At 58.8% G+C, this 13,259-nt stretch carries 11 protein-coding genes; 9 read left to right on the top strand and 2 right to left on the bottom strand.

Annotated features, from left to right (window positions below; all coding sequences use genetic code 11):
* The first annotated feature begins 162 nt into the window (after positions 1 to 162).
* Positions 163 to 855, top strand: a complete 693-nt coding sequence (locus DW899_RS03410; RefSeq protein WP_147349719.1) for a GntR family transcriptional regulator — start codon at positions 163 to 165, stop codon at positions 853 to 855.
* Between the two features lie 379 nt (positions 856 to 1,234).
* Here the strand turns inward: DW899_RS03410 and eda are convergent, their stop codons facing one another.
* The gene (gene eda / locus DW899_RS03415) at positions 1,235 to 1,876 is read right to left on the bottom strand and encodes a bifunctional 4-hydroxy-2-oxoglutarate aldolase/2-dehydro-3-deoxy-phosphogluconate aldolase (RefSeq protein WP_117800011.1); all 642 of its coding nucleotides are present in this window, start codon (positions 1,874 to 1,876) and stop codon (positions 1,235 to 1,237) included.
* A 254-nt stretch (positions 1,877 to 2,130) separates the two neighbouring features.
* The gene (locus DW899_RS03420; RefSeq protein ID WP_117800012.1) at positions 2,131 to 3,165 is read right to left on the bottom strand and encodes a sugar kinase; all 1,035 of its coding nucleotides are present in this window, start codon (positions 3,163 to 3,165) and stop codon (positions 2,131 to 2,133) included.
* A 235-nt stretch (positions 3,166 to 3,400) separates the two neighbouring features.
* On the opposite strand from DW899_RS03420, the gene DW899_RS03425 reads away from it, so the two are divergent.
* From DW899_RS03425 to ligA, 8 genes are all read left to right on the top strand, one after another.
* Positions 3,401 to 4,423, top strand: a complete 1,023-nt coding sequence (locus DW899_RS03425) for a LacI family DNA-binding transcriptional regulator (protein ID WP_158566558.1) — start codon at positions 3,401 to 3,403, stop codon at positions 4,421 to 4,423.
* A 133-nt stretch (positions 4,424 to 4,556) separates the two neighbouring features.
* Positions 4,557 to 5,894 carry a glutamine synthetase family protein gene (locus tag DW899_RS03430; protein ID WP_117800014.1) on the top strand — a complete coding sequence of 446 codons (1,338 nt, stop codon included), beginning with the start codon at positions 4,557 to 4,559 and terminating at the stop codon, positions 5,892 to 5,894.
* A gap of 50 nt (positions 5,895 to 5,944) precedes the next feature.
* Positions 5,945 to 6,607 (top strand): response regulator transcription factor, encoded by a 663-nt coding sequence (locus DW899_RS03435; RefSeq protein WP_006234733.1) that lies wholly within the window; start codon positions 5,945 to 5,947, stop codon positions 6,605 to 6,607.
* A gap of 182 nt (positions 6,608 to 6,789) precedes the next feature.
* Positions 6,790 to 7,917 carry a hypothetical protein gene (locus tag DW899_RS03440; RefSeq protein ID WP_117800015.1) on the top strand — a complete coding sequence of 376 codons (1,128 nt, stop codon included), beginning with the start codon at positions 6,790 to 6,792 and terminating at the stop codon, positions 7,915 to 7,917.
* Entirely contained in the window at positions 7,907 to 8,284 is a 378-nt protein-coding gene (locus tag DW899_RS03445) for a hypothetical protein (RefSeq protein WP_117800016.1), read from the top strand. The genes DW899_RS03440 and DW899_RS03445 overlap by 11 nt, the downstream gene beginning before the upstream one ends.
* Positions 8,281 to 8,904, top strand: coding sequence for a hypothetical protein (locus DW899_RS03450; RefSeq protein ID WP_089573198.1), 624 nt, complete (start codon positions 8,281 to 8,283; stop codon positions 8,902 to 8,904). The genes DW899_RS03445 and DW899_RS03450 overlap by 4 nt, the downstream gene beginning before the upstream one ends.
* 172 nt (positions 8,905 to 9,076) lie before the next feature.
* A complete protein-coding gene (locus DW899_RS03455) occupies positions 9,077 to 10,537 on the top strand; it encodes a S1C family serine protease (protein WP_117800017.1) in 1,461 nt (486 codons plus the stop codon).
* 247 nt (positions 10,538 to 10,784) lie between these two features.
* Positions 10,785 to 13,013 (top strand): NAD-dependent DNA ligase LigA, encoded by a 2,229-nt coding sequence (gene ligA / locus DW899_RS03460; RefSeq protein ID WP_117800018.1) that lies wholly within the window; start codon positions 10,785 to 10,787, stop codon positions 13,011 to 13,013.
* Positions 13,014 to 13,259 lie beyond the last annotated feature (246 nt).

Here is a 13,259-nt window from a genome sequence, read left to right on the forward strand (position 1 = left end):
AAGCGAAATAGAAGAAATTAGGTGAACGTTCACCTAATTGCAACAACTTATCGGTCAAAAGCCGAATCCCGGCCCTACCCCTCAAACATCGCCGTGGGATGGGGGATGCGATAGTATTACGTGGAGATATTCGACAAACCGTGGGCTTCATTCGAGGGCTTTATGGAACAGCACCAGTATCATCAGAGCCTGCAAGATCAGGCATACAACGCATTGCGCTCCAAGATCATCTATGCCGAGCTCAAGCCCGGCACGCGCTTATCGGCGATCGGTCTGGAAAAGGAGACGGGAATCGGGCGCACGCCCATTCGCGAGTCGTTCGTGCGCCTGCGCGAGCAGGAGCTGGTGGAAACGCGCCCCAAAAGCGGCACCTATGTCTCAAAGATCAGCATGGAGCGCGCCGAGAACGCCTGTTTCTTGCGCGAAAAGCTCGAGAGAAGCGTGCTCATTAAATGCTGTTCGGCCGCCACACCCGAGCAAAAGCATCGGCTCGAGCAGATTCTGGCCGAGTCCGAGTCGCTCGACCATCGCGAGACGCGTCGCTTTTTCGATCTGGACAACCTGTTTCACGAGACGTGTTTTGAGATCGCCGGCCGCCACATGCTGTGGGATTGGATGAAGAGCGTCAACACGCATTTTGAGCGATACAACTGGTTGCGTATGGTGTCGCAGGATCTGGATTGGGAGCCGATTCGTCGGCAGCATCGCCGGATTCTCGAGGCCATTAAAAAGGGCGATACCGACACGGCGAGCTACCTGGCAGAGACGCACCTGCATCTGATGCCCGAGGAGCAGGGCCCGGTTATCGCCTTGCATCCCGACTATTTCGAGCTGTCCAAAGACTCGGCCATCTAACTCGTTCCCTACATTAGTTGCGGTGAAATAGGGACTGTTTTGCGGCTTTGACGACGTAAGCAGTCCGTATTTCACCGCAAGTGCGGGGGTGCAATCGGGGCATGAAAAGGCTGCGGCGCCGCTTGGAGGAAAAGACCGGAAGCAAGGGTCCATTCCTCCAGACGGTGCCGCAGCTGTTTTGGTGGACTGGATTATGTTGAGTCGGTTGATTGACCGGGAAAGCAAAGCGGCTCGGGCGCGTGTCGCTTCCGTCACGTTCTATCAGCATACAAGACGGTTTTGGTTCTTGTTCGTGACGGAAACGGCGCGCTTCCGAGCCGCTTTAAAAGAAAGGGGGCGAGGTCTAGGGCACGCCCCCTTTCACGATAGAGAGCTAAATCTAGCCGCGGACCTTCTTGACGACGTCCATGGCCTCGCGGGCAATCTGCTCGACCTTGGAGAAGTCGCCATCGGCGAACAGGGCGGGCTTGACCATCCAGGTGCCACCGCAGGCGATGATGGCGGAGGAGCTCAGGTACTCCTCGACGTTGGCAGTGCTCACGCCGCCGGTGGGCATAAAGCGATGGCCGACAAACGGAGCGGCGAGGGCCTTGATGGTGTTCAGGCCACCATACTGAGCCGCGGGGAAGAACTTGGTGACCTTGAGGCCCAGGTTCTCGGCGGCGGTAACCTCGGAGGGGGTCACGGTGCCAGGAAGGACGGGCAGGTCGATGCCGATGCAGTGCTTTACAACGTCCTCGTTGTAACCCGGGGAGACGATGAACTTGGCACCGGCGGCGCGGGCCTGCTCAACCTGCTCGACAGTCAGGACGGTGCCAGCGCCGACGCACATCTCGGGCTCGGCCTCGTCCATAGCGGCGATGCACTCGGCGGCGCAGGCGGTGCGGAAGGTGACCTCGGCGGACTTCATGCCAGCTGCCATAAGGGCGTGAGCGAGCGGAGCGGCGTCCTCGACCTTATCGAGCACGACGACGGGCACGATGCCCAGGGACTCAAGCGTGGTGTAGAACTGATCGAACATGGTGTTCCTTTCGAATGTGTGGCGCGCGTGGGCGCATAGTTGCCAAATGCGCTGGTCAAGAGCCGATTTTGGATTGGTTATCGGAGGCACTGCTTGGGGTCACAAGCAATTCCAAAACCGGCTACGCGACCAGTCGTATAGGAAATGCCGGGCAAAACCGGAATGGGACTGGTGGTTTTGCCCGACCGGAAAAATCGGGGATCGGGCCGCAGGGGTATGGGTGTGGAGAACTGCGGCCCACGGAATGGGGCGGTTTAGCGCGCGACGCGAGTGCCACCGTCGGCGGCGAATGCCACGGCTGCGATCTCGTCTGCGGTCACCAAGTTGGAATCGCCCTTGATGGTGAGCTTGAGGATCGATGCCGCAATCGCGTAGTTGACGGCGTCCTGTGGCTCAAAGTCGTTGATGAGGGCATGAACGAGGCCGGCGTTGAAAGCGTCACCGGCGGCAACGCCCTCGAGCACGTGCACGTCATGAGCAGAGGAGAACCAGTGCTCGCCGCTCTCGGCGTCAAAGAGCATGCCCATCCAGATGGAGCGCTCGACGCAGGAGATGTTGCGGACGACCGAGGCGACCTTCTTGCAGCCGTACTCGGCGCAGATCTGACGGGCCATCTCGACGTAGGTGTCGCGCTCCTCGATGCCGTGGGCAAGGGAGCCGGAGACGCAGGTCATACCGAGGCCGGCAGGCGCGTCCTCGTCGTTGGCGATGCAGATGTCGACGAGCGGCAAGAGTTCCTTCATGGTGGCCTGCGACTTCTCGGGCGACCACATCTTGCCGCGATAGTTCACGTCGCACACGGTGGTGATGCCCTTGGCACGGCAGGCGGTGAGGGCATCCTTGCAGGCGGCGGCCATCTCATCGGACACGGCGGGAGTCACGCCAGAGAAGTAGAAGACATCGACGCCCTTGAGGATTTCGTCCCAATCAAAGACGTCGCGCTTGGCCATGTTGATGGCGGAATACTTGCGGTCATAGACGCAGCCGTTGCCGCGCTGCGAGGCGCCGACCTCAAACACATAGGAACCAAGACGGTCGCCCTGACGCACAACGCGCGTGGTGTCGACGCCGTAAGCCTTCAGCGAGCGAAGGGCGCACTCGCCCAGACGGTTGGCCGGAACAACGGAGACGTAAGCGGCGTTGTCGCCCTGGTAGGCCAGGGAAAGCGCGGTGTTGGCTTCGGCGCCGCCGTAGCGGACATCAAACTCGGTCGCCTGCTCAATGCGCAGATGATCTTTGGGCGAGAGCCTCATCATGATCTCGCCGAAGGTAAGAACCGTTTTACCCATGGTCGCGCAGCTCCTTCTTGCTCGTGCGTACACCTTTAATATGGCGTTGGCACGGAGGTGCCAAGACGGTAGGGTACATCTTTGCACCTCCATGCCAGCGCTTGCCGAAATCGGTTTACGAAATCGGTTTCGTTTCGAGTTGTAGTATACTCACCTACAGCGTTTTGCAAGCGAGATTTTTAAAAAAATGCCTAAAATGGCTCAGACCGCCGACAATTGGGAAACGGGGTGCGCTATGGCGCAGATGAGAATCAAGGACATTGCCGCCGAGGCGGGCGTGAGTCCGGCCACGGTTTCGCGCTATCTCAATAACCGCCCCGGGCAGATGACCGAGGAAACCCGCGCTCGCATCGCGGCGGTTATCGAGCGCACCGGCTATCGCCCACGTGCCGCCGCACGCAATCTGCGCAGCTCGCGCACCAACCTCATCGGCGTAATCTTGGCCGACATCGCCAACCCGTTCTCCAGCGCCATGCTCGAAGGGCTTTCCGCCAGCGCCGCCGCGCGCGGCTGCTCGCTCATGACGGCCATTAGCGGCAACGACCCCGCCAAGGAGGCAGAGTCGCTCACCAGACTTATCGATGCCGGCGTGGACGGCCTGGTCGTCAATACCTGCGGAGGCAACGACAAGGCGATTGCCGCGGCCGCGGGGCGCCTGCCCGTTGTACTGCTCGACCGCGACGTTGCCGACGGTGGCATCGATCTGGTGACCTCCAACAACCGTGAGCTGGTCGCCGGCCTGGTAGACGCCTTGGCTGCTGCGGGCAGCGAGCGTCTGTGCCTGCTCACCGAGGCAAGCGACGACAGTCCCGTGCGTCGCGAGCGCGCCGAGGCGTTTGCCGACGAGCTCTCGCGCCGCGGCCTGGCCGGCGAGGTCGTCACCTTGGCGGACGGTGGCGTCGAGGGTGTCAGTCGCCTGGACGAGGCCATCCGCGAGTACGCAGGTAAAAAGCTCGGCCTCATTGCCGTCAACGGCCTGGTTTTCCTGCGTCTGACCGAGGCACTGGCACAGTTGGGGCCCTCGTTGCCGGTTGGCCTCAAGATCGCGACGTTTGACGATTACCCCTGGAACCACGTGCTCTTTGGCGGTGTGACCACGGCCGCGCAAGACACTCTCACCATCGCCGAGCGCGTGGTCGAGCGCCTGTCCGAGCGCATCGACGTCGTTACCACTACGGTGGGCGATGCCGCAAAGCTCGCCCCCAAGCGCATCGAGGTCCCCGGCCACATCGAACACCGCGCTTCGACCTCGCGCTAGTCTCTTGGCCTCACGGCCTGTTCGCACACGTTTTTTGAGCGCTTGATACGCTTTAACCCTGCGGAAACATTTTTCTGCGATAGTATCTGCGATATAGACCAGTCGAAACCCGCCCGAAAGAAAGGGGAGCGACATGAACCAGCAGAACATCGATTACGTACTCCGCTCCGTAGAGCAGCGTGACATCCGCTTTGTGCGTCTGTGGTTTGTCGACATTCTCGGCCGCCTCAAGAACTTTGCCATTAGCCCCGAGGACCTTGAGGTCGCTTTTGAGGAGGGTATTGGCTTTGACGGCTCCGCTATCGAGGGCTTTGCCACGCCCGAGGAAGCCGACATGCTGGCGTTTCCCGATGCTTCGACCTTCCAGATTTTGCCGTGGCGTCCGAGCCACAACGGCGTAGCCCGCGTGTTCTGCGACGTGTGCACTCCCGATCGCAAGCCGTTCGCCGGTGACCCGCGCGATGCCCTGCGCCGCATGTTCTACAAGGCCGAGAAGGCCGGCTACCTGCTCAATGTGGGCGCCGAGCTGGAGTATTACTACTTCCCTGACGAGCACACCCCCGAGCCGCTCGACAACGTGGGCTACTTCGATCTTTCGGTGAGTGATGCCGCCCGCGACCTGCGCCGCAACACGGTTCTCACGCTCGAGAAGATGTCCGTGCCCGTGGAGTACACCTTCCACGCCGCCGGCCGCTCGCAACACGGCATGAGCCTGCGCCACGCCGAGGCCCTGAGTATGTCCGACGCCATCACTACGGCCAAACTCATCATTAAGCAGCAGGCCTACGAGAGCGGTTGCCACGCCTCCTTTATGCCCAAGCCGTTGGCGGGCGAGGATGGCAGTGCTATGTTCCTGTGCCAGTCGCTGTTCGACCATGACGGCAACAACGTCTTTTGGGGCGAGGACGACGAGAAGTACCATCTCTCCGACGTCGCCAAGCACTACATGGCAGGTATTCTGGCGCACGCGCGCGAAATCAGCGCCATCACCAACCCCACGGTCAACTCGTACAAGCGCATCACCACGGGTGGCGACTCCGTGCCGCAGTACGCCACGTGGGGCCTGCGCAACCGCGCGAGTATGGTCCGCATCCCGGTCTACAAGCCCGGCAAGCCGCTGTCCACGCGCATCGAGCTGCGCAGTCCCGACCCCATGGCCAACCCGTACCTGGTCAACGCCGTCACGCTGGCGGCTGGTCTGGACGGCATCGAGCGCAAGCTGGAACTCCCGCCCGAGGCCACGGCCGAGACGCTCAAGCTTACCGACCGTCAGATGGTCGAGGCCGGCTACGCGCCGCTGCCGCGCTCGCTCAAAGAGGCGCTCGACGTGTTTGAGGACTCGCAGTTTATGAAGGATGCTCTCGGCGAGCACATCCACAGCTTCTTCCTCAAAAAGAAGCGCGACGAGTGGCATAAGTTTGAGTCTACGATCACCGAGTGGGAGATCAAGCACTACCTGGCGAACTCCTAATCGCGCTGGCTTGTTCCAGTACGATTGAGCTCATTTCTTTGGAGGCCGATATGTCCGAAAAGAGTGCCCTGTTCATGGCGCGCACGACGCGCTTCCACGAGTTTGCCCGCAGCCTGACGACCACCCTGGGTGTCGAGGTGAGTCTTGCCACTCCCGATTCGCCGACTGCGGCGCACGACTTTGACCTGCTGATCCTCGATTCCGATGGCATCCGCAGCGACCGCATCGATCAGATTGCCAAGTGGCTTGACGACCGCGGCGGTGTTCCCATGCTGGTGATCGTCGACGACGAGGCGCTCGGCACCCTGCGCCTGCCCAATCACGCGCATGCCGACTTTGTATGCCCCACGGCGACGCCCAACGAGCTCAAGGCTCGCGCGCAGCGCCTGATGGGCGAGGAGGAGACCGTTACCGCCGACGATGTGCTCAACATCGATAACCTCGAGATCAACCTGGCTACCTACCAGGTGACGCTCGATAACGAGCCCATCGACCTGACGCTGATGGAGTACTCGCTGCTGAGCTTTTTGGCCACGCATCCCAACCGTGCCTACAGCCGCGAGGTGCTGCTGCACCGCGTGTGGGGCTTTGAGTACTGCGGCGGCACCCGTACCGTCGATGTGCATATCCGACGCATCCGCTCCAAGGTGGGCCCGCAGATCGCGGCGCACATCACCACCGTCCGCGGCGTGGGCTATTTATTTAAGGACTAGCAAGTAAATAGAGGAATGTGAGGGTACTGGAGATTTCTCCAGTACCCTTTTCTCGTTTAGGGCGAAAAGAAGACTTTTCACCGATTTAAAGTGTGTCAGTAAAAACAATATCAAACGTATAGCACTATCTCACGAATATCATTTAGTTACCGTATCTCCCTACTGTACGGATGGAGGAAGAAATGCGTTATTCGAAAAAGGTGATTGTCGGATTCATAGTATTGCTTGCCGCCCTGATGTCTCCAGGGTTGGTTTTTGGAGACGACGACTTGGTTCGTGTCACACCGCAAATAGCTGTGGAGCAAGCGCAAGCTTTCTTTGATGACGTATCGGATGAGCCGGTGACCGCTTGTGACCCAGTAAAAATGGTGAATTCCGATGGGGAATCAATCGGGTATATCGTTCGCGCGAAGCGGGATGACGTTAACTATGGCTACGTCGTATTTGATTCAGAGCGATCTTGGTGGATCAGCGAATACTGCTTGGCTCCGAACGCCCCTATGCCCATTGAGAATACAAGCGATGAAATAGCCCTTCTCGCATCCCAAGATGACATCGTTGCTTTGAAATTTGACGAGCTGTCTTTTGGTATTGCAGATCTGGATAATAACGTTGTTTTAGATGAGAAGGGATGCCGGTCAACAGCGGTGTTTTCTGTGGGAAATAGCCGCAGCGGATCTCCAGGCAGGTTCGAGGATGTTTTCGTATTGCCCAAAGACCTGTATAAACAAGGATATGTCATTGACGCAAGTAAAACTATTTCAGGGATGATAACGCCTACACAATCAGAGGTTATTAAAGAAACGGGGACCTATGCTTGCGATGTGTCTGCGATGTTTGCTGTAAGCAGCCATTATGTAACGCTAAACCGGCTCAAATTGCCAGACTTATATCATGAGCTTTGGCAGTTATCGGGAACATCCGGCAAACCAAATAAGTCATTCGATCAAGCTACGGGCCTTTACTTTACCCAAGGAGAGACTCCATCTCCAAATGCTGCCCCGGCTATTAAGGAGTTCTGTGCTAGGCGCGGGAAAAGGCTTGAGACATCATTTGCCTGGTATCCATCTTGGGATTCTTTCAGGGCAACTGCAGATTCTGGAAATCTCAGTATCTTTTCTGGGACTCTCAGTTCAAGCCATGACGCTCATGCGATGGCTGTTGCGGGATATGTGGCTATGCATAATACATATTCAAATGATAAGAAATATATGCTTGTTGTCTGGGATGGTTGGTTCAATCAGCTGCGTTTTCTTCCATATGACACAACGATTTATATATCGCATGAAGGGACGTATTGTGGAGAGTGACGGCGAAGATGATAGAAAGCGCATACGTAAAACGCTGGGGCTTCTTTGCGCATTTCTTGGGATATTGGTTGTCGCGGCCTATCAACCGATCCCCTCGGTCGTCGGTGGAAAAGATGACGAACATATTTCAGTTGAAGTACAGACGCTGTCGGATATTCATAACGGACAATTTGAGGCTCTCGTGTCAAGCGGAGGGCGGAAAGAGATTGATATCCGTAGTTACTTTAATACCGGAACTGCTTCAGGGCTGAAGGCGGGAGAGAAATGGATTCTATTCTTCGCAAGTGATGCCAATTTAGAAGAGGAAACTTTGCATCCCTACTATATGGAAAAAGTTAACCAAATCGGTGAGGAGCGAGAGGAATGATCAACAGAAGACAGCTATTCGTCTTGGCATCAGGAGCTGTTATGTTTGCTGGGGCGAGAGGGGCCAACGCTGCGCAGCTTACGAATGCGCAAAAACGATTGACGCTTGTGACCGACATGATAGTTCGGAATGAGGCTGGGGTTATTGTGTCCTCGGCGCGAAGCAAAGATGTCTTGGGTGCCGGAAATAGAAAAATGGCTGTTGGCAGCATAAACAGGAATAATGACGGTGCAGCGTCCCTGACAAGAGCGGCAACTAAGAATTTGGTGACGGTTCATAGGGAGTCAGATGATTCACTGCCGGTGTTGGCAAAGATTGAGATTGTTGTTGAATATTCTGAAGATGGGCAAAGCATTGCAATTCGGTCGGGAAAATATTCGATAATTCAAACCGATCCGCTTGTGATGTATGCAAACGCTTGGTATGCGCTCATGCAGAAAGATAAATATGTGATGAACTACTTCACAGAAAGCGAAGCATCATATGAAACGGGGTGGGGGCCAACGCCATACGATGCGGAGAAGGATAAGTGGACGTGCGGATCGGGTATGGGCGCGACGATTACAGACTTTATTAACGATTCAACATATAGTTTTGCTATCGACTGTTATATCGAATAGACATGACGGCATAAAACGAATTGGCCTATAAGCATGTCATTACTTAAGCAAAGCTGAAATCTTGGCATCTAGTGCTCGGGACTGCCCAGCTTGGGGTACAACTCAACGTGAACAACGATGGCCCGCCACGTGTTTGGCGGGCCTTTGGTTATTTGACGAAAGGATCGCAGCTATGAGCGAGAACGATTCCCAGCGTCCCCAGGATGCGGGCAACGCCGGCGAGACCCAACAGCAGCCGCGTGTGCAGGTAGAGTCGACGCCTGCCGACAGCAACATTCCCTACGTGCAGGCCTACGACACGCAGACCGGAAAGCCGCTGGGCAGCCAGCAGGTTGTAAACAAGCACACAGTGGTCAAGACTAAGACCAAAAAGCTGCCGATCTTTATTACGGCGCTTGCCGGTTGTGCCTGCGGCGCCCTGCTGGTCATTGCGCTCATTATGAGCGACACGCTCAACATTGGCGGCGGAAAGAATGCCGTGACGGCGGGTGCTTCGGGTTCATCGACGCAAAAGATTACGATTGATTCCGAGGACACAACGCTGGCCGAGGCGGTCTCTGCCAAGGCGCTGCCCTCTGTGGTCTCCATTACCGCTACTTCGAGTGGCAGCCAGAGCAACGCGCTTTCGCAGTCTGCCGACGAGTCGGACAGCTCGGGCAGCGTCGGTTCGGGCGTTGTGCTCGATACCGAGGGCCACATCCTCACCAACAACCACGTGGTCGATGGCTACGATCAGTACGTGGTGACCATGGATGACGGCACTACGTACGAGGCCGAGTTCGTGGGCAACGATGCCTCGAGCGACCTGGCCGTCATCAAGCTCAAGGACGCCGACGCCTCCAAGCTCACCCCGATCGAGATCGGCGATTCCTCCAAGCTCAACGTGGGCGAGTGGGTCATGGCGATCGGCTCGCCGTTCGGCAACGAGCAGTCTGTCTCCACGGGCATTGTGTCGGCGCTGTATCGCTCAACGGCCATGAGCTCTACCAACGGTAACACCATCTATGCCAACATGATCCAGACCGATGCCGCCATCAACCCGGGCAACTCCGGCGGTGCGCTCGTCAACGACAACGGTGAGCTCGTGGGCATCAACTCGCTCATCGAGAGCTACTCGGGCTCCAGCTCGGGAGTGGGCTTTGCCATTCCGGTTAACTACGCCAAGAACATTGCCGACCAGATCATCGACGGTAAGACGCCGGTGCATCCGTACATGGGCGCCACGCTTTCGAGCGTCAATGCGCTCAACGCCCGTAGCAACAAGCTGAGCACCGATAGCGGCGCGTATGTGGCGAGCGTCGTTGAGGATGGTCCTGCCGCCAAGGCCGGCATTCAGGAGGGCGACGTCATCACCAAGTTGGGCGACGATGAGATTTCGAGCGCCGATGGCCTGATCATCGCGCTGCGCAGCCACGAGGTGGGCGAGAAGGTCGAGATCACGCTCATGCGCGGCAAGGACGAGAAGAAGGTCACCGTCGAGCTGGGCTCCGATGAGAAGCTGCAGAACCAGCAGCAGGACGACAGCGCGACTGACACCGGCAACGGTGGCATTACCGACGAGCAGCTGCGCCAGTATCTGGAGGAGCTGCTTGGCCAGCAGGGCCAGGGTCAGGGCAACGGCCAGGGTTTCTAACGAGCTGTATCGCACATATCGAGGCCAGGGGGCTGTCCCATCAACGCGGGACAGCCCCCCTCTTTTCCTATTGATCCTTTGGGGACGGGGAAACGGATCATTTAGAGCTGATAAGAGCATGGTTTAATCGCGCGACCCACCCCAGTCTGGCGGCTGCCGATTCGGTGCGGTTTGAGACCGCTATTCGGCCCCATCGTGACCGGTGGTACTCTAGTATCCGTTTGAAATCGAGCGAAGGAGTGCCGCTATGGAGCAATCGAGCCTGTTTGGTGACGGCGTGGACATCGATACCGAAACGCCCACGACCGCGGAAGCCACCGCACCGACCGATGCCCGTGCCCAGGCGGCAGCGCGCGCGGCCGAGCTGCGCCACGAGCTCGACTACCATGCCTATCGCTACTACATGCTCGACGCGCCCGAGATCACGGACGCCGCCTTCGACAAAATGCTCGTTGAGCTGCAGGAAATCGAGGCCACCTACCCCGACCTGGTGACGCCCGACAGCTATACCCAGCGCGTGGGCGGCTACGTGAGCGAGCAGTTTACGCCGGTCACGCACATGGCACGCATGTATTCCATGGATGATGCCATGGACCTGGACGAGCTCGACGCTTGGCTCCAGCGCACCGAGGATGCGCTCGGTGCCGGTAGCGTTACCTATACCTGCGAGCTTAAGATCGACGGTCTGGGCGTGGCGCTTACCTACCAAAACGGCACCTTTGTGCGCGCCGCCACGCGCGGTGACGGCACAACGGGCGAGGACGTGTCGCTCAACGTGCGTACCATCAAGGATGTGCCCATGCACCTGTCCGAGCCGGCGCTCGCCCACATGGGTGCCGACCGCGAGCGTACCATCGAAGTACGCGGCGAGGTCTATATGCCCAAAGGCAGCTTTGTTCGTCTGAATGAAGAGGCCGATGCCGAGGGCCGCGACCCCTTCGCCAACCCGCGCAACGCCGCCGCCGGATCGTTGCGCCAGAAGGATCCCAAGGTCACGGCGCGCCGCGACCTGGCCACCTTTATCTACGCCATTGCCGATACCGATCCGCTGCACGTCCACAGCCAGCGTGAGTTCCTCGACTGGCTGCGCAGCGCCGGTTTTAGCGTCAACCCCAACGTGGCCCGCTGCGCCACGCCGGCCGAGGTCCACGAGTTCTGTGCCCAGGCCCTCGAGCATCGCGGCGACTTGGACTACGACATCGACGGCGTGGTCGTAAAGGTCGACAGCTTCCAGCAGCAGCTCGACCTGGGCTTTACCGCTCGCGCACCGCGCTGGGCCATTGCCTTTAAGTTCCCGCCCGAGGAAAAGCAGACCGTCCTGCGCGAAATTCGCATCCAGGTGGGCCGCACCGGTGTGCTCACGCCGGTCGCCGAGTTCGACCCGGTGACGGTCGCCGGCTCTACCATCGCGCGCGCCACGCTGCACAACATCGACGAGATCCGCCGCAAAAACGTGCGCGAGGGCGACACCATCATCGTGCACAAGGCGGGTGACGTGATTCCCGAGGTCGTAGGCCCGGTGCTCGACAAACGCCCGGCCGATTCGGTCGACTGGCACATGCCCGAGGTTTGCCCCGTGTGCGGTAGCCCCGTGGTCCACGAGGACGGTGAGGTTGCCTACCGCTGCGTGTCCATCGACTGCCCCGCACAGCTCAAGGAGCGCCTGCTCCACTGGGTGAGCCGTGGCTGCATGGACGTCGACGGCCTGGGCGACGAGATCGTCGACAAGATGATCGCCGCCGGCCTTATCCACGATGTCGCGGACTTCTACCAGCTCACAGTCGACGACATCGCCGGTCTGGACACGGGGCGCACCTATGCCAGCTCCAACAGCAAAAAGGGCGTCAAGAAGGGCGACCCCATCCCGGTGGGCCTCAAGACGGCCGAGAAAATCATCGCCGAGCTCAACAAGTCCAAGAGCCAGCCGCTCGGTCGCGTGCTGTTTGCCCTGGGCATCCGCCACGTGGGCAAGAGTGTGGGCGAGGTTATTGCCGAGCGATTCCTGTCGATTGACAAGCTCATCTTGGCGAGCGAAGAGGATATCGCCGAGTGCGAGGGCATCGGTCCCAAGATTGCGGCGAGCGTCAAGCAGTTCCTGGCCGTGCCCGAAAACCTTGCCGTGCTGGAGCGCCTGCGCCAGGCGGGCCTGTCGCTCGAGGTCGACTTGGGCGCTGCGCACGCGCAAGCCGCAGCCGACGCTGGCGTGGCAGGCGAGCTTGCCGACGCACAGCCACTCGCGGGTCTGACCTTTGTGCTCACCGGCACGCTCGTCAACCGCACACGCGACGAGGCGGGCGCGGCGCTCAAGGTGCTCGGCGCCAAGGTTTCGGGCAGTGTTTCAAAGAAGACGAGCTATCTGGTCGCCGGTCCCAAAGCGGGCTCCAAGCTCGCCAAGGCCGAGCAGCTGGGTGTGCCCGTGCTGGACGAGGACGCCCTCGAGCGGATCCTGGCGACTGGTCAGGTGCCCCAGGCTTAAGACATCGATAAACAAATTGAAAAACCTTCCGAAAACGCTGACGCTTTCCGGGAGGTTTTTATTTGGGCGCGGTGACGGGCACCGTGATCTGCGTCGCGCAGGTTGCTGAGGGCGATTCTGCGGACCGCTGCCGTCTCGGAGCGATAAGAGATTCATACAAAGCAGAGCTGTCCGTAATGGTTGATCGCCCCCATTGTGGTGATTCTCATATACGTTAACATTAACGTTAACGTGTATACTTAGCAG

The organism is Collinsella sp. AM41-2BH (genome assembly GCF_003468085.1).
GTDB lineage: Bacteria > Actinomycetota > Coriobacteriia > Coriobacteriales > Coriobacteriaceae > Collinsella.

What these genes read in the sequence shown, in the direction of transcription:
- DW899_RS03425 (WP_158566558.1), top strand. Translation starts at nt 3,401, where the DNA reads ATGGCGCAGATGAGAATCAAGGACATTGCCGCCGAGGCGGGCGTGAGT.
- eda (WP_117800011.1), bottom strand. Translation starts at nt 1,876, where the DNA reads ATGTTCGATCAGTTCTACACCACGCTTGAGTCCCTGGGCATCGTGCCC.
- DW899_RS03440 (WP_117800015.1), top strand. Translation starts at nt 6,790, where the DNA reads ATGCGTTATTCGAAAAAGGTGATTGTCGGATTCATAGTATTGCTTGCC.
- ligA (WP_117800018.1), top strand. Translation starts at nt 10,785, where the DNA reads ATGGAGCAATCGAGCCTGTTTGGTGACGGCGTGGACATCGATACCGAA.
- DW899_RS03435 (WP_006234733.1), top strand. Translation starts at nt 5,945, where the DNA reads ATGTCCGAAAAGAGTGCCCTGTTCATGGCGCGCACGACGCGCTTCCAC.
- DW899_RS03455 (WP_117800017.1), top strand. Translation starts at nt 9,077, where the DNA reads ATGAGCGAGAACGATTCCCAGCGTCCCCAGGATGCGGGCAACGCCGGC.
- DW899_RS03430 (WP_117800014.1), top strand. Translation starts at nt 4,557, where the DNA reads ATGAACCAGCAGAACATCGATTACGTACTCCGCTCCGTAGAGCAGCGT.
- DW899_RS03410 (WP_147349719.1), top strand. Translation starts at nt 163, where the DNA reads ATGGAACAGCACCAGTATCATCAGAGCCTGCAAGATCAGGCATACAAC.
- DW899_RS03420 (WP_117800012.1), bottom strand. Translation starts at nt 3,165, where the DNA reads ATGGGTAAAACGGTTCTTACCTTCGGCGAGATCATGATGAGGCTCTCG.
- DW899_RS03450 (WP_089573198.1), top strand. Translation starts at nt 8,281, where the DNA reads ATGATCAACAGAAGACAGCTATTCGTCTTGGCATCAGGAGCTGTTATG.